The sequence below is a fragment of the Bizionia sp. genome (assembly GCF_048259285.1).
Classification (GTDB): Bacteria; Bacteroidota; Bacteroidia; order Flavobacteriales; family Flavobacteriaceae; genus Algorimicrobium; species Algorimicrobium hallyeonense.
In genome coordinates, this window is the sequence record NZ_JBLXHU010000019.1 from 20321 (window position 1) to 46000 (window position 25680).

At 34.3% G+C, this 25680-nt stretch carries 23 protein-coding genes; 10 read left to right on the plus strand and 13 right to left on the minus strand.

What is annotated here, in order from left to right; all coding sequences use genetic code 11:
• Both ACN0QX_RS10260 and ACN0QX_RS10265 read left to right on the plus strand, forming a co-directional pair.
• The gene (locus tag ACN0QX_RS10260; RefSeq protein ID WP_417196821.1) at positions 1-765 is read left to right on the plus strand and encodes a class I SAM-dependent methyltransferase; all 765 of its coding nucleotides are present in this window, start codon (positions 1-3) and stop codon (positions 763-765) included.
• Positions 766-926: 161 nt separating this feature from the next.
• Positions 927-1307 carry a DUF423 domain-containing protein gene (locus ACN0QX_RS10265; protein WP_417196822.1) on the plus strand — a complete coding sequence of 127 codons (381 nt, stop codon included), beginning with the start codon at positions 927-929 and terminating at the stop codon, positions 1305-1307.
• Between the two features lie 33 nt (positions 1308-1340).
• Here ACN0QX_RS10265 and ACN0QX_RS10270 read toward each other — a convergent pair whose 3' ends face one another.
• From ACN0QX_RS10270 to ACN0QX_RS10310, 9 genes are all read right to left on the minus strand, one after another.
• Positions 1341-2648 carry a hypothetical protein gene (locus ACN0QX_RS10270; RefSeq protein ID WP_417196823.1) on the minus strand — a complete coding sequence of 436 codons (1308 nt, stop codon included), beginning with the start codon at positions 2646-2648 and terminating at the stop codon, positions 1341-1343.
• Positions 2649-2847: 199 nt separating this feature from the next.
• Positions 2848-3825 carry an FAD:protein FMN transferase gene (locus ACN0QX_RS10275; RefSeq protein ID WP_248395594.1) on the minus strand — a complete coding sequence of 326 codons (978 nt, stop codon included), beginning with the start codon at positions 3823-3825 and terminating at the stop codon, positions 2848-2850.
• A gap of 80 nt (positions 3826-3905) precedes the next feature.
• On the minus strand, positions 3906-4283 hold the full coding sequence (locus tag ACN0QX_RS10280) for a Na(+)-translocating NADH-quinone reductase subunit F (protein WP_248395597.1): 378 nt from the start codon (positions 4281-4283) through the stop codon (positions 3906-3908).
• Positions 4284-4438: 155 nt separating this feature from the next.
• The gene (gene nqrF, locus ACN0QX_RS10285; protein ID WP_376861860.1) at positions 4439-5746 is read right to left on the minus strand and encodes an NADH:ubiquinone reductase (Na(+)-transporting) subunit F; all 1308 of its coding nucleotides are present in this window, start codon (positions 5744-5746) and stop codon (positions 4439-4441) included.
• Between the two features lies 1 nt (position 5747).
• Positions 5748-6485 (minus strand): NADH:ubiquinone reductase (Na(+)-transporting) subunit E, encoded by a 738-nt coding sequence (nqrE, locus tag ACN0QX_RS10290; protein WP_248395601.1) that lies wholly within the window; start codon positions 6483-6485, stop codon positions 5748-5750.
• A 62-nt stretch (positions 6486-6547) separates the two neighbouring features.
• Positions 6548-7207: an NADH:ubiquinone reductase (Na(+)-transporting) subunit D gene (locus ACN0QX_RS10295; RefSeq protein ID WP_248395603.1), complete on the minus strand. Its 660-nt coding sequence runs from the start codon at positions 7205-7207 to the stop codon at positions 6548-6550.
• Between the two features lie 2 nt (positions 7208-7209).
• Entirely contained in the window at positions 7210-8019 is an 810-nt protein-coding gene (locus tag ACN0QX_RS10300) for a Na(+)-translocating NADH-quinone reductase subunit C (RefSeq protein ID WP_248395606.1), read from the minus strand.
• A gap of 2 nt (positions 8020-8021) precedes the next feature.
• Positions 8022-9227, minus strand: a complete 1206-nt coding sequence (locus ACN0QX_RS10305; protein ID WP_417196824.1) for an NADH:ubiquinone reductase (Na(+)-transporting) subunit B — start codon at positions 9225-9227, stop codon at positions 8022-8024.
• A gap of 39 nt (positions 9228-9266) precedes the next feature.
• The gene (locus ACN0QX_RS10310) at positions 9267-10622 is read right to left on the minus strand and encodes a Na(+)-translocating NADH-quinone reductase subunit A (RefSeq protein WP_417196826.1); all 1356 of its coding nucleotides are present in this window, start codon (positions 10620-10622) and stop codon (positions 9267-9269) included.
• 195 nt (positions 10623-10817) lie between these two features.
• Here ACN0QX_RS10310 and ACN0QX_RS10315 point away from each other — a divergent pair, with 195 nt between their 5' ends.
• Together ACN0QX_RS10315 and apaG are read left to right on the plus strand one after the other, a co-directional pair.
• Positions 10818-12071 (plus strand): DUF5103 domain-containing protein, encoded by a 1254-nt coding sequence (locus tag ACN0QX_RS10315; RefSeq protein WP_417196828.1) that lies wholly within the window; start codon positions 10818-10820, stop codon positions 12069-12071.
• Positions 12072-12167: 96 nt separating this feature from the next.
• Positions 12168-12554, plus strand: coding sequence for a Co2+/Mg2+ efflux protein ApaG (gene apaG, locus ACN0QX_RS10320; RefSeq protein ID WP_417196830.1), 387 nt, complete (start codon positions 12168-12170; stop codon positions 12552-12554).
• Positions 12555-12569: 15 nt separating this feature from the next.
• Here the strand turns inward: apaG and ACN0QX_RS10325 are convergent, their stop codons facing one another.
• On the minus strand, positions 12570-13277 hold the full coding sequence (locus tag ACN0QX_RS10325) for an NRDE family protein (protein WP_417196832.1): 708 nt from the start codon (positions 13275-13277) through the stop codon (positions 12570-12572).
• Between the two features lie 148 nt (positions 13278-13425).
• Between ACN0QX_RS10325 and pruA the strand changes: the two genes are divergently transcribed.
• Together pruA and ACN0QX_RS10335 are read left to right on the plus strand one after the other, a co-directional pair.
• The gene (gene pruA / locus ACN0QX_RS10330; protein ID WP_376861877.1) at positions 13426-15054 is read left to right on the plus strand and encodes an L-glutamate gamma-semialdehyde dehydrogenase; all 1629 of its coding nucleotides are present in this window, start codon (positions 13426-13428) and stop codon (positions 15052-15054) included.
• Between the two features lie 221 nt (positions 15055-15275).
• A complete protein-coding gene (locus ACN0QX_RS10335) occupies positions 15276-17558 on the plus strand; it encodes a T9SS type A sorting domain-containing protein (protein ID WP_417196834.1) in 2283 nt (760 codons plus the stop codon).
• A gap of 199 nt (positions 17559-17757) precedes the next feature.
• On the opposite strand, the gene rsmG is transcribed toward ACN0QX_RS10335, so the two are convergent.
• Positions 17758-18387 (minus strand): 16S rRNA (guanine(527)-N(7))-methyltransferase RsmG, encoded by a 630-nt coding sequence (rsmG, locus tag ACN0QX_RS10340; protein ID WP_417196836.1) that lies wholly within the window; start codon positions 18385-18387, stop codon positions 17758-17760.
• Positions 18388-18528: 141 nt separating this feature from the next.
• Between rsmG and ACN0QX_RS10345 the strand changes: the two genes are divergently transcribed.
• From ACN0QX_RS10345 to ACN0QX_RS10355, 3 genes are read left to right on the plus strand one after another with little or no spacing between them, the layout of a single operon-like run.
• Positions 18529-19623: a fatty acid desaturase family protein gene (locus tag ACN0QX_RS10345; RefSeq protein ID WP_417196838.1), complete on the plus strand. Its 1095-nt coding sequence runs from the start codon at positions 18529-18531 to the stop codon at positions 19621-19623.
• Positions 19624-19653: 30 nt separating this feature from the next.
• Positions 19654-20841 carry a pyridoxal phosphate-dependent aminotransferase gene (locus ACN0QX_RS10350; RefSeq protein ID WP_417196840.1) on the plus strand — a complete coding sequence of 396 codons (1188 nt, stop codon included), beginning with the start codon at positions 19654-19656 and terminating at the stop codon, positions 20839-20841.
• A 12-nt stretch (positions 20842-20853) separates the two neighbouring features.
• A complete protein-coding gene (locus ACN0QX_RS10355; RefSeq protein WP_417196842.1) occupies positions 20854-21738 on the plus strand; it encodes a hypothetical protein in 885 nt (294 codons plus the stop codon).
• Between the two features lie 129 nt (positions 21739-21867).
• Here the strand turns inward: ACN0QX_RS10355 and ACN0QX_RS10360 are convergent, their stop codons facing one another.
• A complete protein-coding gene (locus tag ACN0QX_RS10360) occupies positions 21868-23361 on the minus strand; it encodes a TrkH family potassium uptake protein (RefSeq protein ID WP_417196844.1) in 1494 nt (497 codons plus the stop codon).
• Positions 23362-23363: 2 nt separating this feature from the next.
• Positions 23364-24713, minus strand: coding sequence for a Trk system potassium transporter TrkA (gene trkA / locus ACN0QX_RS10365; protein ID WP_248395632.1), 1350 nt, complete (start codon positions 24711-24713; stop codon positions 23364-23366).
• Between the two features lie 240 nt (positions 24714-24953).
• Here trkA and ubiE point away from each other — a divergent pair, with 240 nt between their 5' ends.
• Complete coding sequence (gene ubiE, locus ACN0QX_RS10370; RefSeq protein WP_376861898.1) at positions 24954-25679, plus strand: bifunctional demethylmenaquinone methyltransferase/2-methoxy-6-polyprenyl-1,4-benzoquinol methylase UbiE; 726 nt, start codon at positions 24954-24956, stop codon at positions 25677-25679.
• Position 25680: the final 1 nt, after the last annotated feature.

A 25680-nucleotide genomic window follows, 5' to 3' on the forward strand; every position in this document is an offset into this window, starting at 1 on the left:
ATGAAGCAACTTTTTAAAACAATTCTTAACGTTATTCCTAGACCTATATTAATTAGGTTAAGCTATTTAGCACGTCCTATTTTAGCTTTTTTCATGAAAGGCAATACCTATACAGACCCTATTGATGGCAAAAGTTTTAAAGCGTTTCTACCATACGGTTACGGGAACCAGCGTGATAATGTGCTATCACCTTCTACCCTTTCTTTAGAACGCCATAGATTACTTTGGCTTTATTTACAAAATGATACCGATTTTTTTACCGCTAAAAAAAGTGTGCTTCATTTTGCACCAGAACAATGTTTTTTAAAACGCTTTCAAAAACTTAATAACCTCAACTATACAACAACAGATTTAGAGTCGCCAATTGCAGATGTGAAAGCAGATATTTGCAATCTTCCCTTTGAAGACAATAGTTATGATATTATTTTATGCAATCATGTTTTGGAGCATATTCCAGATGATACTAAAGCCATGCAAGAATTGTTCAGAGTTATGAAACCTGGTGGTTATGGCATATTTCAAATTCCGCAAGATTTAAATCGCGATAGTACTTTTGAAGATGATAGCATTACCGATAAAAAAGAACGTGCTGCCATTTTTGGGCAATATGATCATGTTAGAATTTATGGTCGTGATTATTTTGATAAACTCCGAAACGTGGGATTTAAAGTTGAAGAATTGGATTATACGTCTACACTTTCTGATGCTGAAATAGAACGCTATTGTTTGGCCAAAGGCGAAATTATTCCGGTTGTTTATAAATAAAGATTGAATGGCAACTTATCATAGGATAAAAGCCGAAAGGTTCGCAGAATTTTACAGAGAAATCTTGCTTTTTTTTTAATAACTAATACTGATTTTATAGTTAAAAAATTTTAACTATTAACTTAAATAGTACTTAAACTGAACTTCTAAAACCAACTAAAATGATACATCAAATTATAATTGCAACAGCTGCAATTTTTGGAATGTTAGCCGTAATTTTTGGTGCCTTTGGCGCACATGCTTTAAAGAAAACATTATCTACAGATCAATTACAAAGTTTTGAAGTTGGCGTGAAATACCAAATGTATCATGCCATTGTATTATTAGCATTAGGTTTTAGCCCTTACACCGTAACCGCCACAACCTACTGGTGCTTTACTATTGGTATTATTTTATTTTCTTTCAGTATTTATGGATTGGTATTATCTGATGCTATAGGAAAAAAGCTTCGGGTTTTAGGACCAATCACACCTATTGGCGGCTTGCTTTTAGTTGCTGGCTGGTTTTTGATACTGGTTAATGCGTTTTTATTGGTAATTTAAAACGGAATGATAAATAAATGCTGTTTAAGCTATTTATTTTTGAGCACCTGAATTTCCAACATTATTTTTAATTAAAAAATCTTCCAAAACTACCAAGGACTTATCTTTAAAAATTAAATGGTCCTTTCCGTCCACTTCCTTAAGAATTTGAAAAGTGCCATTCGTGTTTTTGACAAATTTCGAATTCCCAGAATATGTACCACTTTTATTTTCTAAAGTTTCAAATTTAACACCTTCAGTATCGATCCATAAACTATTACCGTCCTCAATAATTTGATATTTCCCAGAACAAAAAGGCCCTACAAATTTGTAATACGAGGCATCAAACATTTTTCCATTGTAAGTGTTTAAAAACCCATGAAGATCCTTTTTACTATTATAAATAGGATGTAAACCTCCACCAAGCGCATTTCCTATGGTGTACCAATTTTTATCCATTCTAATTTCCAAATCACCATTGAATCTATCAATAATATCATTTTTCTTCATGGTCTTTAATTGATCTTCCATATTGGGATTGGCCATATATTTTTTCGTGTTTAAATCGTAAATAAACACATTGTTGGCATTACTTGGGTAGGTTACTAGCATACCATTTGAGCGCGGTAACATAACATGTCCAAAATCATAAGCTTGCGGTAAAAATTGGGTAACGCTTGGTAATTGGTAACCGTCTTTAGAAGCTGCGTTATATGCATATATTCGTGTAGGACGCTCCACATTATCTAATAAAAGAACAAAGCCATCATATTCTATAGCTTCTTTATACGTATTTGCCTCTACCAAAACCTGACCTAAATGATCCATAATTCCAACGTTTCCACCCTTAAAATAAACAGCTATATTATATGAATTAAAGGCACTAATACTATCCATATTAATTAAAAAGGTTTCGTATTCTGCGGTCCAAAAGGCTGTTAAAGAATCTAACCGTCGTTGTTGTCTTTCCTGCTCCAATTTTTCAAGTCGCAATTTTTCATCTTCAATAGCGATGGCTTCCATAGCTTCTTCAATATTTACATACATTAATAACATATCCTGATATTCGGAGGTTTTGTTATCTGGATTCAAATCAAAATAGAGTTGGGTTAGAATTTTAGCTTTTGTGTAATCGCGAACCTCATTACTAACCATAGCGCCAACTCGGGCTACATTACTATCTTCAATTTCCTTAATATAGCGTCTAGCTTTACTAAAGTATTCCAATGCGCTATCCAAATCGCCTTCCAATAAACTTGCTTCGGACTTCTCGACATAAATAGCACCAATTTCGGCATCAGATTGTGAAAAACCAGGCAATGCTAAAAACAACAGGAATACAGGAGTAAATAAAAATTTCATACAAACGATTTAATTAGAAAATATACGGGATACGTATCGGAGCAGATGTGTATCAACATGTTATAATCTAAAATAACAAGAAGTTTACAAAGAAAAAATGTGTAACCAGAAGTTTTCGTTAATATGTTAAATTATTACTATAAAAAACACGTTATATAACTATAAACTTAATTTTCAGAAGGTTGAAGGTGTTAAAACACTAATTTTCAGGAAAACCATTTATAGAAACCGTTTCGAATTCGTTTAGGTCATTCTCAAAAATTAAAAACACTTTTAATTCGGGATGTGCTTTTAAAAATTCCTCAACTTTTTCTATTCCCATGGCTTTAAAAGCGGTAGCATACGCATCAGCAATCATACAATTTTCTGCAATGACTGAAATACTCAGCAAATTGGTTTTACTAGGATATCCTGTTTTGGTATCGATAATATGAGAGTAGCGATTTCCTTGGTCATCAATTTTAAACTTCCGGTAAGTTCCTGATGTTGCCATAGACTCATTTTTTAAGCTTATGGCGTTTAAAATGGATTGTTCACCATCAAAATGTGGCATTTCTACACCCACTTTCCAACTGCTTTGTTTTTCTATATTGGTACCACGCGTTCGGATTTCACCACCAATTTCAACTAAATAATTTTTAACGTTTTTTGATTCTAAAAATAAACCAATTACATCCACGCCATACCCTTTGGCTATGGCATTAAAATCTATAAAAGTACTAGCGGGTTTGGTAATAGTATTATTTTTAATGGAAACCTTATTAAAACCAACACCAAGCATTAGGCTATCAATTTTAAGACTATCTAAAGCCATTATTTTTCCTTCAGGACCAAAATCCCAGGCGTTTACAACTGCTCCAATTGTAGGATCGAAAGCACCATTAGTTGCGTGATATATTGTTTTTGCGTTGTTGAAAACATTCAGAAAATGATCATCTACTGAAACGGTTTCATTACGGTTTAATTTTGAAATATCTGAATCTGAGATGTAGGTAGACATAGATGAATTGATAACCGCAAACAGACTATCAAATTGTGGCTGATAATTGACTTCCGAATCGTAAATAACCGAATACATGGTTCCAAAAACTGGTCCTGATAACTTGGTATTTGTGGGTTCTTGTTTACAGGAAACCAATATAATAAGCATTAAAAATAGAAACCCTAATTTTTTCATATTGAAATTTATTTTTTCATTTTTTGAAGTTGCCACGGCCTAGATTCCTGTTTGCCAACAACTAGGATCGCCATGACCGTTTAATTTAAGTTGGTTTCAATTACTTGAATTCCGTTGTATTCAATAAGGTACTCTTCGTTTAAATAGATAGGTAAATCTTCGCCATTTGGATTGCCTAACCCAACGCCAGCGTAGAGAACTTTAGCATCTTTTTCAGCTGCGTGTTTTTTAAAGGTTTCCATCCAAACTATGTCATAATTATTCGGGTTATCAGGCAATAAAACCGCCCGAATTATCACAAAAAAATATTGATTATTTTTATCAATACATACAAATTGCGGATGCCTTTTTAACTTACTATTAATGGCTACAAATTCAAAACCACGTTGCTCCAAATCTTTACCAACATGGTTCATGGCTAAATTATGACGCTCTTGTTCTGTGAGTTCTTTTTTCATAGTGCAAAATTACAAATTATTAAAAAACCAAAGAGAATAATTGCATTGAAACTTAAATCTCTATTGGATTTCTATGCTGACAGTTATTCCAAATAAAAAACCCAACATGACGATGTTGGGTTTTTAAATTTATATACGTTTTAATTTTACGGATATTATCCTCCAAAATCATCAAAACGAATGTTTTCATCTGGAATACCAAAATCCTCACCCATTTTTTGAACCGCTTGGTTCATTAATGGAGGTCCACAGAAATATAATTCAATATCTTCTGGTGCCTCATGATGATTTAAGTAATTATCAATTACACAGTTGTGAATGAACCCTACGAAACCATCACCAGGGGCATCAATATTTTCTTTTACTTTCCAATTATCTTCTTCCATTGGTTCCGATAACGCTAAATAGAACTTAAAGTTAGGGAAATCTCTTTCCAACTCATTAAAGTGCTCTAAATAAAATAGCTCACGTTTAGAACGTCCCCCATACCAATAGGTTACTTTTCTACCTGTTTTTAAGGTTTTGAATAAGTGATATAAATGAGAACGCATTGGCGCCATTCCTGCTCCACCACCAACATACAGCATTTCTGCTTCAGATTCGTTGATAAAGAATTCACCATAAGGGCCTGAAATAATTACTTTATCGCCTGGTTTTTGAGCAAATATATATGACGACGCAATACCTGGATTTACATCCATCCAACCGTTTTTGGCTCGGTCAAAAGGTGGTGTTGCAATACGTACGTTTAGCATAATTTCGCGTCCTTCAGCTGGATAAGAAGCCATAGAATAGGCACGCTCTACGGTTTCTGTGTTTTTCATCACTAATGGCCATAATGCAAATTTATCCCATTCGGCTTGAAACTTATCTGGTGTATCATGTTCTTCTGGATGCGCTGTGATATCCATATCTGAAAATTTAATTTCACAGCTAGGAATTTCAATCTGGATATAGCCACCCGCTTTATAGCCCATATCTTCAGGAATTTCAACAACAAACTCCTTGATAAATGATGCCACGTTATAATTACGAACAACGGTAGCTTCCCATTTCTTTATTCCAAATACTTCTTCTGGAATTGAAATTTCCATGTCTTGTTTCACTTTTACCTGACAAGATAAACGTGCTCCTTCAGCCAATTCTTTTCTAGAGAAATGTGGGGTTTCTGTTGGTAATGCTTCACCACCACCTTCTAATACATGGCACTCACATTGAATACATGTTCCACCACCACCACATGCAGATGGTAAGAATATTTTGTTAGCTCCTAAAGTAGATAATAAGGTATCTCCAGAAGCTACTTCAATTTCTCGTTCTCCATTAATTAAGATCTTTACGGGACCTGAAGGAGATAATTTTTGTTTGACAACTAATAGTAAAGTTACCAGTAGTAAGGTTATGATTAAAAACGCTATTACTGTCGTTATTACTGTTCCTAATGTTCCTGTTGCTAAAATCATATTACTCTATTACTTTAGTGTTTTCAGCTAATTCTTTAGCGTCTTCAGTTTGTATTTCTTGTACTTGTGCTGTTGGCTCTGTTGATGGTTCCCCTTCTTCATCTCCACCGGTTAACATACCACCAAAACTTAAAAATCCAATGCCCATTAAACCTGTAATTATAAACGTAATTCCTAGGCCTCTTAATGGCGCTGGCACATTAGAATATCTAATTTTTTCACGAATGGCTGCAATGGCTAAAATAGCCAAGAACCAACCAATTCCAGAAGATATTCCATAGTTAAGTGCTAAACCAAACGTTTCAATTTCACGAGACTGCATAAATAATGAACCACCTAAAATAGCACAGTTTACTGCAATTAATGGTAAAAATATACCTAGTGAATTATATAAAGATGGTGAAAACTTTTCGACAATAATTTCTACCAATTGTACCATTGTTGCAATGGTTGCAATAAACATTATAAAGGAAAGAAAGCCTAAATCCATTCCAGAGAAACCTTCTCCGTTGGCACTTCCATCTATCCAAGCTAATGCTCCTGGTTGTAATAAATACTGATCTAATAACCAGTTTAAAGGTACGGTTATAGCTAATACAAATATTACAGCTGCTCCAAGACCTACGGCCGTTGCAACTTTTTTAGATACTGCTAAGTATGAACACATACCTAAGAATACCGCAAAGACCATGTTATCTATAAAAATGGACTTGAAAAATAATTCTAAATGCTCTATCATTTTTTTATTCTTTTAAATTTTCTACTGTAGTTTTTTAAGGTCTTTTAAAACGACTAATTAATTTAGTCTTCTATTAAATCTTTATTTCTACTACGTTGTACCCAGATAATAAGTCCCACAATAATTAACGCCATTGGTGGCATTAGCATAAAACCATTATTTTCATATCCAAATGCATATACCCCTGTTGGTCCCGTTTCTGGACTTCCAATGGGATCTCCTAAGACTGGAATGCCAAACAGTGTCCCTGAACCTAAAAGCTCTCTAAAGAAACCAACTATAACCAAAATTACAGCGTAACCTAATGCGTTTCCAACACCATCTAAAAAGGATCTCCATGGCTTGTTTGCTAAAGCGAATGCTTCAAAACGTCCCATAATGATACAGTTAGTAATAATTAAACCAATAAATACGGATAGTGTTTTACTTAATTCGTATTGAAAAGCCTTTAAAACCTGATCTACAATAATAACTAAAGATGCAACAACAACTAGTTGTACAATAATTCTAATTTTAGACGGAATGATATTTCGCATTAATGAAATAACAACGTTACCAACACCCATAACAAAAAGTACAGCAATACTCATTACTATAGATGGTTTAAGCTCTGCTGTAATTGCTAATGCAGAACAAATACCTAATACTTGAATGGTAATTGGGTTATTATCTGATAACGGATCCGTAATTAACTTTAGGTCTTTTTTTGTAAGTAGTGCCATAATTAATTGTTGTTATTTTTTAAGTTCGTAAAGTATGGTAAGTACAATTTCAAATCCTTCTTAATCATTGCAGTTACACCATCTCCTGTAATTGTAGATCCTGCAATAGCATCAACTGCGTGATCATTTTTATCAGCATTTACAGGGTCATTATTTCCTTTGGCAACGGTAATTCCTTTAAATACCCCTGCATCCGTCAATAATCTTTCGCCATAGAAATCATCCATGAAATAACGTTGTTTAATGTTTGCACCTAAACCAGGTGTTTCACCAGCGTGATCAAAAAACACACCTCTAACAACCATTTCTTCATCTAGAGCTACAAAACCCCAAATGGCATCCCAAAGTCCTTTACCTCTAATTGGCACAACATAAACCGTTTTACCGTCCTGCTGACCTTTAAATAGCGGCAAGTATCTTGATTCACCATTTTTAGCTTTAGATTGCTCTTTTTTAATGTCTATTAAATAAGGTTCTTTTCCAGCACCTTGTTCTTTAGAACTCATGAATTCCTCACGATTCATTTCTTTTAAGATTTTGCCATCTTTTACTTCTAAAACAATTTGTTCAGAAATATTAGCTTCAAATGCTTCTGCAACTTTACTAGTAGATACAAAAGCGATATCTCCTGTACCTTCATTTTCATTTACTCCTAAAGCATACAATATATTCTGCTGCTTTTCTTTTCTTTCATTTTCTTCAATATTAGGTCTTAAAGACGATGCTGTAAACGCTAATAATGAACCTACAACGACTACCATTGCAATTGCAAAAAATATCGTGTATGAATTTTTATCTGTATTAACTGCCATAATTATGCTGTTTTAACTTTTAAACGCTTCATTCTACGTTTCACATTACCTTGTACCACATAATGGTCAATAGTAGGAGCAAAAACGTTCATTAATAAAATTGCTAAGAATACACCTTCTGGGTAAGCTGGATTAAATACACGAATCATAATAGATATAAATCCTATTAAGAAACCATAAATCCATTTTCCTTTATTGGTTTGTGAAGCTGTTACTGGATCGGTTGCCATATAAACGGCTCCAAAGAGTATACTACCTATGATTAAATGTTGCCAGAATGGAACACTCATTAACCCGTAGAATTTACTTGATTCTGATATCCAACCAGCATCTACAACACCGTTGAATATTAAGCCCATAACTAAAGCACCAATAAGCGTACTTACTATAATTCTCCAGCTTCCTACTTTTGTGAAGATTAAGAATAAGGCACCAATAATTATTAAGACTTTGGAGGTTTCACCAACCGAGCCTGGAATAATTCCCCAAAACATATCCCAATAGTCATACATTACTGAATTATTTTGAGCATATGAACCCAAAATGGTTTCACCTGAAATAGCGTCTGGTGTCCCTTCTAAAGCTTTTGCTCCATGAACCCAAACCTTATCTCCCGACATCCAAGTAGGATAGGCAAAAAACAAAAAGGCACGAATAGTTAATGCTGGGTTCAGGATATTCATTCCTGTACCACCAAAAACTTCTTTACCAATTACAACACCAAAAACAACGGCTGTTGCTAACATCCATAATGGAATATCCACTGGAACAATTAAAGGCACTAACATACCTGTTACTAAATAGCCTTCTTCTACTTCGTGACCTTTAATTACAGCAAATAAGAATTCTACTGCAAGACCTACACCGTAGGAAACGATTACCAATGGTAATACCGTCCAGGCTCCGATAATCAAGTTATCTAAAGTCCAAAACGATGCTCCTAAAAACCCTTTAGCCGATTCAATTTCTCCTAAAGCTAAATAATGCTGATAACCGGCATTAAAAATTCCAAATATTAAACATGGCACCAAAGCCATAATTACAATATTCATGGTTCTTTTTAAATCATCGGCTGCTTTAATATGAGTCCCATTTTGCGTGGTCTCATTCGGCAAATACAAAAAAGTATGAAGTGCGTTAAACGCAGGCGCCATTTTGGTTCCTTTGTACTTCTCCTTTAAGTTATGTAAACTACTTTTTAAACTCATCTTTATATATATTTTTCATTTTACAGTGAAAATGAATCATTATCCAATTTCTTTTATCATCACGTCCAATCCTTTTCTGATAATGGCTTGGTGTGGTTGTTTAGACACGCAAACAAATTCAGTTAAAGCAAAATCTTCTGGAGCAACTTCGTACATACCTAAAGCTTCCATTTCGTCTAAATCCTCATACATACAAGATTTTAAAATCTGCAGTGGGTAAATATCTAATGGAAAAACTTTTTCATACGTACCTGTTAGCACAAAATTCCTATGTTCTCCATTTGTATTGGTATTTAAATCGTATTTTTTGTTTGGTGTTAACCATGAGAATGTTAACGCTCTAGATGTTGATATTTTATTGAAAACGGGCTTATTCCATCCAAAAAACTCATAATCATCACCTTCTGGAATTACGGTAATAGTATTACTGTAATAATCCAAGCTTCCGTCTGGTTTCACCTGTTTTCCAGATAATACGTTTCCAGAAATAATACGATCGTTTCCATCTTTATCAACGCCATTATCATAAACCATCGTGGCAACTTCACTACCAATTTTAGTTTTAAAATAACGAGGCTTTTTAACAGACGAGCCAACTAATGCTACTAAACGTTCTGCATTGAATTTACCTGTTAAAAGTAACTCACCAATAATGACTAAATCCTGCGGATTAATAGTCCAAACGGTTTCACCTTTATTTACAGGATCAATTTTATTGATTTGTGTTCCCACGTTTCCTACTGGATGTGGACCAGAAACCTTATGAATTGTAACACCTTTTAAACCTGCTAATGGCGAAGCTCCATTTTTAGCAACTGAAACGTGTACTTGCCCTTCCGTTAATTTTCCTAAAGCATTAACCGCCGCTTGCAGTTCCGCTTCTTTTCCTTGAAGTACGTAATCATAATCTGCAACTAAAGGCGCAGAAGCATATCCTGAAATAAAAATAGCTTTTGGCAATCTTTCTGGATTTGCAATAATATCATACGGTCTTTGCTTAATAAAAGGCCAACATCCTGATGCTAGTAAATGTGCTTTAATAGCCTCTGCGGTTGCAGATTCTACATTAAACACACCGTGATCAAGATAAACTTGCTCTTTATCGGCTTGGATTTTTAATGCTAAAATGCGACGTTTATCACCTCTTGGAATGTCCACTATTTCCCCTGATACAGGCGAAACAAACATAACAGCGTCTTGAGCTTTATTATAAAAAATAGGCTCTCCTGCTTTTACTTTGGTTCCAACTTTAGCAATTAATTTTGGCGTAACACCGTGGAAGTCTTCTGGTCTAACAGTGCAAAAATTACTAATAATAGCATTTTCAGTCACCTTTTCAGCAGCACCTTTAAGCTTGATGTCTAGACCTTTTTTAATGGTAATGTCGTTTGACATATTTATAAATCTATTTGTTAATAGTAAAAAATATCATTCTGATTTTAATTGAGGTAAAAATCGGTGCAAATTTACGAAATTATACATCATTTTATACCAGACTTCCATGAAGTTTGTTATTTATACCTATTCTAAATAAGTAAAATTATTTAGGCATAAAAATTGTTTATCTTTATCCCTTAAAACAATTATTGCATGTTTAAATCTTTTCTATCGGTATTCCTTATAATTTGTGGTCAATCCGTTTTTTCTCAAATAGCACAGGAAGTGAACCCTCCGGGTTATATTAAATCCATCACCTTTCAAGGTCAAACACGCGAAAGTCAACTTCCTATTTTAGAATTAGGCCAACAATTAATCTTGGAGTTTGATGCTCTAAATGGTGATGAGGATGATTTCTATTATAAAATTGAACATTTTGATTATGATTGGACACCTTCGCAGCTCATGCAAACCGAATATTTAAACGGTATTGACAATCAACGTATTCGTAATTACGAAAATTCGTTTAACACCTATCAAATATATTCACATTACACCTTACGGCTTCCAAATCAGCAAACTCGCGGCTTAAAAGTTTCGGGTAATTACATGATTAAGGTTTACAATGATTTAGATGAACTGGTTTTCTCTAGAAAATTTATGGTTCAGGAAAATTTAGCAAACGTTGGTGTTTCCATTAAACGCTCCCGCGATGTTAGGCAAGTGGAGCGTATGCAAAGTGTAGATATTGTTATTAACTCTGGGAATTTGCAATTTAACAATCCGCTGCAAACGGTAAAAACCTTAATTATTCAGAATAATAATTTAAATTCCGCCATTAGCAATGTTCCACCACAATACACATTAGGTAACGAATTAATTTACAAATACACCAAAGAAACCTTATTTGAAGGTGGCAACGAGTATTTTTACTTTGAAAATAAAGATATTCGCGGTGCCAATGCTGCCATTCAATATATAGAGTTATTTGAATTGTACAGCAATTATTTATTTACCAATGTGCCGCGTTTTAATAAGCCCTATACGTACAATCCAGACATTAATGGCAACTTTTTAATTACGGCTATTGATGCCGAAAAACCAACCATAGAAGCAGATTATGCATGGATGCACTTTTCATTACTATTGGACGAATTACCACCAAATCAATCCGTTCATGTTTATGGTAATTTTAATAATTATGCCGTTGATGAGTTTACTAAAATGACTTTTAATCCTACAAAAGGTATTTATGAAGTGCCTATTATATTGAAACAAGGGTTTTACAACTACAAATATGTAATTGTAGACAATCAAACCGGTAAAATAAATGAAAGTGCCATAAGTGGTAGTTTTTGGCAAACGGAAAATGACTATAAGGTATTGGTTTATTATCGCGATTTAGGCGCCAGATACGACCGTATAATAGGTATAGGTGAAGGAAATTCCGTAAATATATCCAATTAAGCCGTCTGTTAATCGACTTTAAACTAATTTTTTTTATTCTCGAGTAATATTTATTACATTAGCAAACATCTAAACCCTTGAAAACCCATTAATAGCATGGTTCAACAAGTTACAAAAGGCATCAAAATTTCTGTAGAAACCCATTTTGAAGGCACCTTTTATAAAGATTATAAAATTCAGTTTGCTTTTGGTTATAAAGTGACTATTGAAAATCAAAGCAAAAACACCGTTCAATTATACGCTAGAGAATGGACTATTTTAGACGCACTAAATAATGTTGAAATGGTTTCAGGCGAAGGTGTTATCGGTAAAAAACCAATTTTAAAACCCGGCGAATTGCATACCTATACCTCTGGCTGCCTACTTACATCGCCATTTGGAGCTATGCAAGGATTCTATGATATGATTAATTTAGAAACGGAGAAGAAATTTAAAGTGGCTATTCCTACTTTCAGATTAAGCGCGCCTTTCGCATTAAATTAGTTTTAAATTATTAATTCAAAAAAGCATTTCCTTTTCAACAACCTTTTCAGCTTGTAAGTTTGTGTATCGCATATTAACACGTGAGTACCGTTTTTCAACTTGGGTAATACTAGTAGTTTTAACAAATCCTCGGTCCATAATCAATCCAAATTCAGCATGCTGATAACCTCCTGTTTTATGAAACCGCATGATAGATTCTCCCTGATAATTAGTTTGCTTTTTAAAAATATCAAACCATTCTAATCGCAATTTTTTCATGGACTCATCGTACAACGAGGAGGAAGACCAAATTCGCGGTTCATTTGGTAATTTCTCTAGATGTTTTTGATTCCCATCCCAAACCAATTGATACAGATTTAAGGTTCTTTTCCAATCCACAATAAGCATGGTAAAAGGCTCAATATTCGTAAAACTATAGGTCTCAATTGTCTTTAAAAAATTGGGAGCTACTAAAACATCTTTAACCACAACGCCTCTACTCAATCTGTAATAATCTTCTTGTTTATGAGCTGTAAAACCACCATTCAATAAACAAACTAATCGGCTTTTTTCGCTGACACCAATCCAGGTACCTCCAGCTTTTTTATCTTTCGGATAAAGTAGGGTTACATCATGCTCCAAATAGAAATCAGGCGCTAGCGTTTCACGTGTTGGCGATTCATCCCGATTTGAAGTAAATATAAAATCCGTATTGTTTTTAGGAATAAAGGTTACTGTACACATAATTAAACGGTCTCTAAATAAAAATGAAACTTACAAAAATAGACAAACTTTTAACGTGTTTTTAAGAGCCTTTCTATCAAAAAAATAGTTAAAAAATCGTACATTTGCAGCTCGAAAACAACATAAACAATTAAATACCAATATATTCATGGGAAAAGGATTCTTTAACGTACCACTAGCAGTAAATGAGCCTGTAAAAACTTATGCTCCAGGATCGCCAGAGCGCGATGAAGTTTTAAAAGCTTATAAAGACATGTACAACAGTAAAGTTGATGTAGGCATGTACATCAATGGGAAAGAGGTGAAAACTGGAAACACGAGAACAATGTCTCCTCCACATGATCATCAACATATTGTTGGAACCTATCATTTAGCCGAAAAATCTCATATTGAAGAAGCCATTTCTACAGCTTTAGAAGCTAGAAAAGAATGGTCTCAAATGCCATGGGAACAACGCGCAGGAATATTTTTAAAAGCTGCCGAATTAATTGCAGGTCCTTACAGAGCTAAAATTAATGCTGCAACCATGATTGCACAATCTAAAAATATTTACCAAGCTGAAATTGATGCAGCTTGTGAGTTAATTGACTTTTTACGTTTCAACGTACAATTCATGTCAGATATTTACATGGACCAACCAGAAAGCACAAGCGATGCTTGGAATCGTGTAGAATATCGTCCACTAGAGGGTTTCACCTATGCCGTAACACCTTTTAACTTTACTGCTATTGCTGGAAACTTGCCGTCTTGTATGGCATTAATGGGGAATGTTGTTGTTTGGAAACCAAGTAACAACCAGATTTTCTCTGCTAAAGTTATTATGGATGTCTTTCAAGAAGCTGGTGTTCCAGATGGCGTAATAAACGTTGTTTTTGGTAATCCAGGTATGATTACAGATACAGTTATGGCTAGTCCAGATTTTTCTGGTTTACATTATACAGGTTCAACACCAGTGTTTCAAGATTTATGGAAACAAATTGGGAATAATATAACAAATTATAAAACGTACCCAAGAATAGTTGGTGAAACGGGTGGGAAAGATTTTGTTGTAGCGCACAAATCTGCAAACGCTAAACAAGTAGCAACAGCTATTTCTAGAGGCGCTTTTGAATTCCAAGGTCAGAAATGTAGTGCAGCTTCTAGAGGTTATATTCCAAGCAACCTTTGGGAAGATGTTAAAAAATATATAATTGAAGACGTGAAGTCCTTTAAGATGGGATCTCCAGAAGATATGGGGAATTTTATTACAGCGGTTATTAACGAAGGTTCATTTGATAAATTAGCGAAGTATATTGACAACGCAAAATCAGATAAAGATGCTGAAATTATTGTTGGTGGAAATTATGATAAATCGAAAGGATACTTTATTGAGCCTACGGTTATTGTAACAACCAACCCACAATATACAACGATGGTAGAGGAGCTATTTGGTCCAGTTATGACCATTTATGTATATGATGAAAACGACTTTTCAGAAACATTAAAACTAGTAGACCAAACTAGCGAATACGCTTTAACAGGCGCTATTTTAGCTACATGTCGTTATGCAGTTCAAGAAGCTACCAACGCGCTTCAAAATAGTGCTGGTAACTTTTATATTAATGATAAACCAACAGGAGCTGTTGTTGGTCAGCAACCATTTGGAGGTGCCAGAGCATCTGGAACAAATGATAAAGCTGGATCAGCACAAAACTTGTTACGTTGGGTATCACCTAGGTTAATTAAAGAAACATTTGTAACACCAGTTGATTACAGATATCCATTTTTAGGAGAATAAATATTTAAATATAAGTTTCCAAAAACCCTTAACAGTACCTGTTAGGGGTTTTTTTATGTCGTTTATCCAAAGTTTTAGTACTAATTCATTTCAGGCAGTATATTTAAACAATCAATACATATATACATATGAAAATAAACTACTTTTTATTAGTCGCGCTGCTTACCATATCAGCGTTTTCGCAAAACAATAAAACTTTCGAAAAATTTGATACAAAGGGAATGGAAACAAGCATTTTGGTTCCACAATCTCCCATTGTTAATATTACAGATTACAATAACAAAACGATAAACACCTATAGTTTTTACCAGGCGTATAAAACCATAGCACAAAACGATTTCCAAGACCATTTTAAGCCACTTTCTAGTTTAAAAGAAGACAGCAAACAAAGCCATTTCACGAATTATATTCCATTGGCAATTTTGCTTTCAGATTTTGAATCTATTACCGAACAAGCTTTCCGAAATCAAGTAGTAACAAGAGATGCGCAAGGCTTCATTATTCGTAGAAACACAAGTGAGGCTATTTTTGAAAAAAGAAACCTGTCTATTGCCGCGCCGCTTAGAGCAAAGCACAAAGGATTAGAAACGACGTTTTCAATAGCGTCAAAACATATTTTTAATGCAACAGAAAATGCCATTGAAGCCATTGCCATTAATTTTGATGATGGTCAAGATTTCAGGCCAATACCAACTAATCAAAATATACAAGTTTCCTATTTAGAGGCTGGAGATAAAACACTAACATTTCAAATAACATTAGCTAATGGATCCGTTATTTACCGTCAAGCAACTATAGAGATAGCTTATTCTAATGCCGATTTAGAACGAAATTTTAATCGTGTAATATCAACATTTAATTCAACTATTACACCAGACCTTTCGCCTTACGGAGAAACCACATCTTATCCGGGAACAGGTGAATACGAACTATTTTTAAGCGCTGATAATATTTTAGACAAACCTATTATTTTAGTCGACGGTTTTGATCCTGCTGATGGACGTGACATTGCTGGAATTTATGAACTACTAGATTTTGAAGAAAATGGAACCACCTCTAATTTAGGGGATTTGGTAAGGGACGAAGGTTTTGATGTGGTCATTCTGAATTTCCCAGTGTATACGCGCGCAGCTGATAATAAAGTTATTGATGGTGGCGTTGATTTTATTGAACGAAACGCCATGCTTTTAGTAGAATTAATTAATAGCATAAACGCACAAAAAATTGGCGTGGAAGACAATGTCATTATTGGGCCAAGTATGGGTGGTCTAATTTCAAGATATGCCATAAATTATATGGAGAATAATAATTTAGATCATGAAACTAGGTTATGGATTTCTTTTGATTCACCTCACCATGGTGCCAATGTGCCCATCGGGTTTCAACACCAGTTTAATTTTTTAGCTTTTGGACTTGATGATTTTGCTGTTTTAGGCGATCAAAATGTGGAAGAATTGCAACCTATTATCGATGGTATGTTACGCTCTTCTGCTGCTAGACAAATGTTGGTAGATCAGTTTGAACCGCATATTACAAATAGCGATGGTGTTACTTTTAATAGCGCTTTAAATTTACCGCAACAACATCCTTACAAAGCCATTTTGGACACGAGAATGAATAGTTTAACCGCATCTGGATTTCCAGAGTTAACACGAAATATTTCAATTATTAATGGAAGTGGTATAAATTCTAGATACCAAGATAATACAGCAGCTGCAAATAATTTAAATCCTGGCAGTCGTATTCTTAATGCAAATATTGATGTAATAACAGGTGCCGAATTAAAAGCCGAAACACGTTTTACACCTAATGCGGGTTCACAAGTTTATAGTAGTAAAGTACATTTGGATTTTGCTTGGTGGTTTCCGTTAGCCAACGACCGTATTAACAATGCCACATCCCGAGCCCCAAGCTTTTCTAATGGAGTGGACGCTGCTTCTGGTGGATTATTTGATATTTTGAGCTTGACTGAAGATTTATCCACAGATGGTTTGGTGGGCGATTTTCTAAACGCGCTCTCCACAGATTATTTTAATTTTATTCCAAGCGTCAGTTCTATGGCTTTTGAAATTACTAATAATGAAATCGATTGGTTTCATACGCCAAGTAATGTTACAACCGCTCGTGCAACAACCAGCACCACACCTTTTGATGCTTGGTATATGCCAAATGAAAATGAACCACACGTAACATTAACACCTCAAAATGTTGATTTTGCTATAAACGAAATTATTCTAGAAACATTACATACAGATTCATTTTCTGAAAACTTTATGAAACTGGAACAAAATCCGGTTTCACAAAGTTTTACAATTTTAAGTTCACAAACCTATAACAATGCCAATATATCCATAGTAGATATTACTGGGAAAACAGTTTTACAATTAACTTTAAATGTAACCCAACGTACTACCGTTCCGTTCCAAATGGCTTCGGGATTGTACATTTTAAATGTAGAAAGCGACGGCAATCAAATTTTAAAAACAAAATTATTAGTTAAGTAAACAATATTGAATTTTAATTAAAAGAGGCTGTTTTAATAATAGCAACTCGATGTCCAACTTAGCGCAGTAGAAGTTTTCATGTTTTTACAACACAAACATTTCCACTGTACTCAATGTGACATTTAGAGTGAAAATTTACTTTTCAGACAGCCTCTTTTATATTTTTGTGAAATTTTATTCCGATTCAAAATTAAACATATTACCCTTTAAACTTAATGGGTAAATGCACCACCTTTTTAGTCTCGAAAAATGCTTCCGAATAAAAATCGGAAATATTATAAATCGTTGCTGATTTATAGTCTTGGAGTTCTTCCGATAAATCGCCTCCTTTTAAATACAAAATCCCATTTTTAAGTTCATGGTTTTGTTTCTTGGCAACTTTACCTTTTATCCAGTGCACAAAAGTTGGCATGGCAGCCACGGCTCTGCTAATAATGAAATCGTAGGTATCTTTGATTTCCTCAACTCGGGAATGCGTAGTTTTTACGTTAATCAGCTCTAATCCAGCAACAACCTCATCCACCACTTTCAATTTTTTAGCAATACTATCTACCAAATGAAATGTGCATTCTGGATATAAAATAGCTAGTGGAATACCTGGAAAACCACCTCCAGTTCCAACATCCATTAATTTAGTTCCTGGTTTAAAATCAATCACTTTTGCAATGGCCAAAGCGTGCAAAACATGGCGTAAATACAACTCATCAATATCCTTTCTCGACACAACATTTATCTTCAAATTCCAGTCTTGATATAAGGCTTCTAATTGCGTAAATTTAGCAATCTGATCTTCCGTTAGGTCGGGAAAATACTTTAAAATGAGTTCCATATTCTTCGATTTTCGACAAAAATAGGTAATTTTTTGTGCATATTTTTATGAAAACTTTGTGTTCATAACGGCTCATTATAATTATATTTGCATAAATATGTGTTACAACTTGGTTTGTAAGTACATTTTAAATAACACAGTATGACAAATAAAACCCTTTCTTTCTCAAGAAATGATTCTGCAAAATTCTTCAGAACATTGAATAAGCGCGTGAATGATTACTTCAAAGAAAATAATATAAAAAAAACAGGTAATTGGACTTTATACATTAAAGCCATAATCATGTTTACCCTACTTTTAGGGCCTTTAGTCCTTTTATTAACCGTAAGCATGCCTGGCTGGTTGCAAATAATTTGTATGGTAGTCATAGGAATTGGAATTGCTGGTGTTGGAATGAACGTGATGCATGATGCTAATCACGGATCTTTTTCTAGTAAAAAATGGGTAAATACCTTAATGGGAAGTAGTATCCATATTTTAGCTGGAAACGACTACAATTGGAAAGTTCAACATAATGTTTTACACCATACCTACACAAATATTCAAGGTCATGATGAGGATATTGATGCAGGACGAATTATCCGATTCTCAAAACATTCTAAATGGATGAAAATCCACCAATACCAAAAGTATTATGCATTTTTACTTTATGGACTATTAACAGTAAACTGGGCAATTACAACCGATTTTAAACAGACCTATGTTTACCTGAAAAAAAAATTATCTTATGGTGATTTTCCTAATCCAGCAACACAATGGACGAAATTAATTATTGGTAAAATATTATATTATTCACTTTGGGTAGTTTTACCATTAGCTTTAGGCTTTGCCTGGTGGAAAGTGTTAATCGGATTCTTAATTATGCATTATACAGCTGGTGTAATTTTAAGTGTTATTTTCCAATTAGCGCATGTCATGCCAAATACGGAAATGCCTTTACCTGATGAAGAAGGAAACATGAAAAACACATGGGCTATTCATCAATTATTTACCACCTCTAATTTTTCACCAAAAAGTTGGATTGTAGAGTTTTACACAGGCGGTTTAAACAGACAGGTAGAGCACCATTTATTTGCTCATATTAGTCATGTTCACTATAAAAACATTGCTAAAATAGTGAAAGAAACGGCGCATGAATTTAGCTTACCTTATAATGAATACAATTCTATTTGGACAGCTATAGCAGAACACTACAACCAATTAAAAACACTTGGTGCAAAACCGAGTATGGCTTAATTTTCATTTACTTTTAAAAAGATATTTCTAATGAATGTACTTTCAGATAGAGTTTTAAACATGTCCACGTCTGCCACATTAGCTATGGCAGCTAAAACGCGCGAATTACGTGCGGAAGGCAAAGATATTATTGGTTTGAGTTTGGGTGAACCAGATTTCAATACACCAGATTATATTAAAGAAGCGGCTGTTCAAGCCATTCATGATAATTACAGTTCCTACACACCAGTTGATGGTTATGTAGAACTAAAACAAGCCATTATCACCAAATTTAAGCGTGATAACAATTTAACCTATACCTTACCACAAATTGTGGTGTCTACAGGTGCTAAACAAGCACTTTACAATGTGGCACAAGTAATGATTAATAAAGGTGACGAAGTTATTTTACCATGTCCATATTGGGTAAGTTATGCAGATATTGTTGAGCTTGCCGAGGGCGTTCCTGTAGAAGTACAAACCAGTATTGCCACCGATTTCAAAATGACACCTGCACAATTGGAAGCAGCTATTACACCAAGAACAAAAATGATTTGGTATAGCTCTCCTTGTAATCCAAGTGGCTCGCTTTACAGCAAAGAAGAATTACGTGCTTTAGCCGATGTGCTTCAAAAACACCCAAATATTTATGTGGTTTCTGATGAAATTTACGAGCATATTAACTTTACAGAAAACGGTCATGCTAGTATGGCCCAATTTCCAGATATGTTTGATAGAACCATAACTATAAATGGTGTTTCTAAAGCGTTTGCTATGACAGGCTGGCGAATTGGGTATTTAGGTGCGTCAGAAAACATAGCACGTGCTTGCAACAAAATGCAAGGTCAAGTAACTAGTGGTGCTAATAGTATTGCACAGCGTGCGGTAATTACAGCTTTAAATGAATCGCCAACGCGCGTTAAGTTCATGATAGATGAATTTCATATTCGTCGCGATTTGGTTTTAACCTTATTGGATGATGTGCCTGGGTTTATAAATAACACCCCAGAAGGTGCTTTTTATGTATTCCCTAATATTTCGGCTTTCTTCGGAAAAACCCTAAAAGGAACCACCATTAACAATGCAACCGATTTCTCATTATTCTTATTAGAACACGCCTTGGTAGCAACGGTTACAGGTGATGCGTTTGGCGCACCAGATTGCATTCGCTTATCTTATGCAGCTAGTCAAGCACAAATTATTGAAGCTATTAAGCGTATTAAGGAGGCTGTTTCATAAAAATTTTTTATTATGAAATTTATACTCTCATTTATATGCATAACGACATTTTTGCTTTTTGGTTGCACACCAGACAATAACCCCAATATTAAAACTGATGAGCTTGCTGTTGATGATTTTTATATTGAAAGTTATAATTATGGGTTTTCAGTTCCTGACTCAAATTTACTTTATTGGACTGATGATAGCGATAAGCGTTTAGTAAAATTTCAATATCATAACAATAAAATTATAAAGGCTTCAGGTGGAATTTTGGGAGCTGCTTTTCATCATGAAAATTTTTTCTATAATTTAACGTATGATGAAAACCGGATATATTTAGTGCATGATATTATATCCGATCAAACTATCCCTCCAGACAATGAGACTATTATAACATTGGATAATACAGGCAGAATTATTAAGAAAACAATATATGAAAACTACGATTGGTTTGCTAATCCAATTAAGGATACATTATCTTATTTTTATAATTCGTCTGGAAAACTAGATAGCTACATTCGCTCTAGTGTTGGTCGTTATAATATGGTTCCTACTGATGGTGAAATTATTCGCAATTTAGAAAGATCTAACTTATACTATAACAGAGGTAATTTAGACAGTATCGTAACTGTTGTATCCTCCAAATATAACCAATTCCCAGAGCGCATAATTGGTAAATATGTTGAAACTTTTGGTGGTTATGATTTGGCTTCAAATCCTTTCAGAAAATTAATAATTTTTAATAACACATTTACAAGGTCGCTCTCCAAAAATAATTACACGGAATACCATAAAAATTATTACCCATATGATCCAAATAGTAACGCGTATGCGGAAAACCCTACACAATCTCAATTTGCTATCTGGTCTTTAAATTATGATGATGAAGGTGAATGGATTTATGATGAGCTATAAGATTGATCTAACCTCATAAAGCATTATCAATAAAGGGATTTTATATTTTAGCAAACACTATGAAATTCTGATATAAATTCAGAATGAATCCATTTCAAAAACTAAACATTTTTAAATAAACGTTCTATCTTATCTATTCCTCCAAAAGAAAGGTGTTAATAAAATCAAAACTGTAAACAATTCCAAACGCCCAATTAGCATTAAAAAAGCGGCCCACCATTTACCCAAAGCTGGTAAGGCAGCGTAATTATTAACTGGACCAAAATCGCCAAAAGCTGGACCCACGTTTCCTAAACTAGAAGCTGCAATTCCTATGGAAGACATGAAGTCTAATCCAAACATTGAGAACACTAAAGAACCTACAATAAAGGACAGCATATATAAGATAAAGAAGGCAAGAATATTAAAAACAATATCTCCTGAAACCGCTCTAGAATTATAACGAACAGGCAAAATAGCATTGGGATGCAAAGCACGCTTAAATTCTAAAAAACCATTGCGGATTAAAATTAAATGGCGCACTACTTTTACCCCACCCGATGTGCTTCCTGCTGAACCACCTAAAAACATCAACCCAAAAAAGAATACCACTAAAAATGGTGACCATAAGGTATAATCGGCTGTAATAAAACCTGTGGTTGTTACAACACTTAAAACTTGAAACATGCCATGTCGTAGGGCACTTTCTGCTTCACCCCAAACCATGGGATGTGCAATGGATGATATTGTTGGATCTGCTTTAAAATAAATAATGGTACTCGCAATGATGGTAAAAATCACAATAAAAGACAGGTAGAGCTTAAACTCGTCATCTTTTAGTATTTTCTGAACCTTCCCTTTAAAGGCAAAATAGCTTAAAACAAAATTAGTTCCAGCTAAAAACATAAAAAGGATAATGATATACTGAATAACCGGTTGATCATTCCAATAAGCAACACTCGCATTTTTGGTTGAAAACCCACCAGTAGATAAGGTACTCATAGCATGATTCATGGCGTCAAACAAATTCATTCCGGCCACTTTTAACAAAATAGTTTCTGCTACGGTATACCCAAAATAAATGAGCCATAACCGTTTGGCTGTATCGGTAATTCTTGGATGTAACTTATCGGCATTAGGTCCTGGCGCTTCAGCCGCAAACAACTGCATACCTCCTATTCCTAACAAGGGCAAGATAGCTATGGCTAAAACAATTATTCCCATCCCGCCTATCCAATGTGTCATACTACGCCAAAAAAGAACCCCTTTTGGAATAATTTCAATGTCATTCAAAATGGTGGCACCTGTTGTAGTATAGCCAGACATAGTTTCTAGAAAGGCGCTGGTAAAATCCGGAATAGCACCTGTAAAAACATAAGGCAAACAACCTGAAAGCGCCATGATTAGCCAGCCAAACGTAACGACCACATAGCCTTCACGCTTATCCATGATTTTTTTATGATCACGCGTGGCATACATCAACGAAACGCCTAATAAAAGCGTACTAATACCCGCCAAAAATAATGGAAATGTAACGCCATCTTTATAAACATAGCTGATGAGTGTAGACACGAGCATAAAGCCACCATTAAATAAAAGCAGCAAACCTAAAAAGTGAAAAATGATTTTATAGTTCAGTTTCATACTTACAAGAACAGTTTTTCAACTTCTTTAATAGAACGTGGTAATCCGCAAATCACGACCAAATCTCCTTCCTGGATCTTAAAATCTCCTAATGCAATATTTCCAATCCCATCTCTTATAACGCCCGCAATAATAGCAGATCTTGGAAAGCCTGCATCTTTAATTAATTTATTGCAAATTTTTGAACGCGCTTTCACTTTAAATTCTAAAAGCTCGGCATCCATATTATTTAATTTGGTCATAGCTAATACTTCACCACGTCTCACGTATCTAAAAATGGTATTAGCAGCTAATAATTTTTTATTTATTAGAGTATCAATACCTATGGATTGTGACAACTCAAAATAATCCATGTTTTCAACCAAGGAAATAGTTTTTTTAACACCTTTTGATTTGGCTACTAAACTCGACATAATATTAATTTCGCTATTCCCTGTTACGGCAATAAAGGCATCCATTGCACCCATGTTTTCTTCATTCAATAAATCAACATTCCGGCCATCACCATTTATAACTAGTACATTTGGCAATTCATCCGCAATATCAAACGCGCGGTTTTTGTCTTTTTCAATCAGTTTCACGTTAAAACCATTAGCCGATAAATCACGAGCTGTTTTATAACCAATTTTACTACCACCAAGAATCATGACATTCTTAATTTCTGTATTGGTTTTACCTGTAATTTTACATAATTCTTCAGCACCACCTTCCGATGTTATAAACACCACGTGATCGCCTTCCTTTAATTGGGTATCACCTCTTGGAATAATAGTATATTGTGTTCCAAAGCGTTGAATTGCGATTGGCACAAAATGTATATCTGGAAATATTTCGGCTGCTTCCTGAACCGTTTTCCCTGCAAAAGGCATGGTTCTAGATAGATCTAACCCCACCATAGTTAGTGCACCATCTTCAAAAGCATAGGTATCACTAAATGCAGACTGGGATAGTAATAATCTAATTTCAGCCGCGGCTAAAGCTTCTGGTGAAATTAGTTCATCAATACCAAATTTAGTAAAACCTACTTCATCTTTATGTTGTATAAATTCGGTGTTGGAAATCCTAGCAATGGTTCGTTTGGCTCCTAACTGTTTTGCCAATACACAAACCGTAATGTTTGTTGTTTCTGAAGATGTTACGGCAATTACCAAATCACTTTGGGCAACACGTGCATCTTTTAAAATAGAAATGGAAGTTGCATCGCCTTTCATAACCTTTATATCCAAATGATTATCTGCATTAAGCAAACTTTCTTTGTTGGTATCTATCAGCGTAATTTCTTGCGATTCAAAGGATAATAGTTTTGCTAAATGAAATCCAACTTCACCAGCACCCGCAATAATAATTTTCATCTGTTTACGTTTATTGTTTTTTCAATGGTCAGATGGAACCTTAAATAATTAAACCTAGTATTACCTCGCATCTTAATGCAAAAATTTAATCAATTTCAGTTTCACGTAGTTTTTTTCTAAAAAGTAGTACAAAGATAAAGCAAAAAATAGGACTTCTATAAATTTCCATGGGTTATAATAAATTACCATGTAGTTGTTTAATGGTTATGTAATAGTTTATATTTGCAAAAAAAATAAAAGTTGTCAAAAGTAAATCCATATAAAGATAGTAACCTAGGAAAGAAAGAACAGGTTACAAAAATGTTTGATACTATTTCTGGAAATTACGATGGTTTAAATCGTGTTATTTCCTTTGGTATTGATGTGTCTTGGCGAAAAAAAGTACTCGCTATTATAAAAGCAAGTAATCCTGAAACCATTTTAGATATTGCAACGGGAACTGGCGATTTGGCTATTATGCTTGCTCAAACCAATGCCAAAAAAATTGTTGGTTTTGATATTAGTAGCGGTATGCTAGAAATAGGCAAACAAAAAGTAGCTCATAAAAATCTAGATAATAAGATAGACATGGTTTTAGGCGATTCTGAAAACATGCCGTTTGAAAATAATTCTTTTGACGCCATTACGGTTGCCTTTGGTATTCGAAATTTTGAAACCCTAGAAAAAGGCTTATCTGAAATTCATCGTGTGCTAAAACCTGGAGGCACTTTTGTGATTCTTGAAACCTCCATGCCAACCAAAACACCTTACAAACAAGGTTATAAATTTTACACTAAAAATATTTTACCAGTTATTGGTAAATTGTTTTCAAAAGACAAAACAGCCTATGCTTATTTATGCGAATCTGCTTCTGTTTTTCCTTTTGGTGAGGAATTAAACAATATTTTGCGTAAAATTGGGTTTACTAATGTGAATGACTTGCCACAAACATTTGGTGTGGCTACTATTTATACATTATCAAAATAGT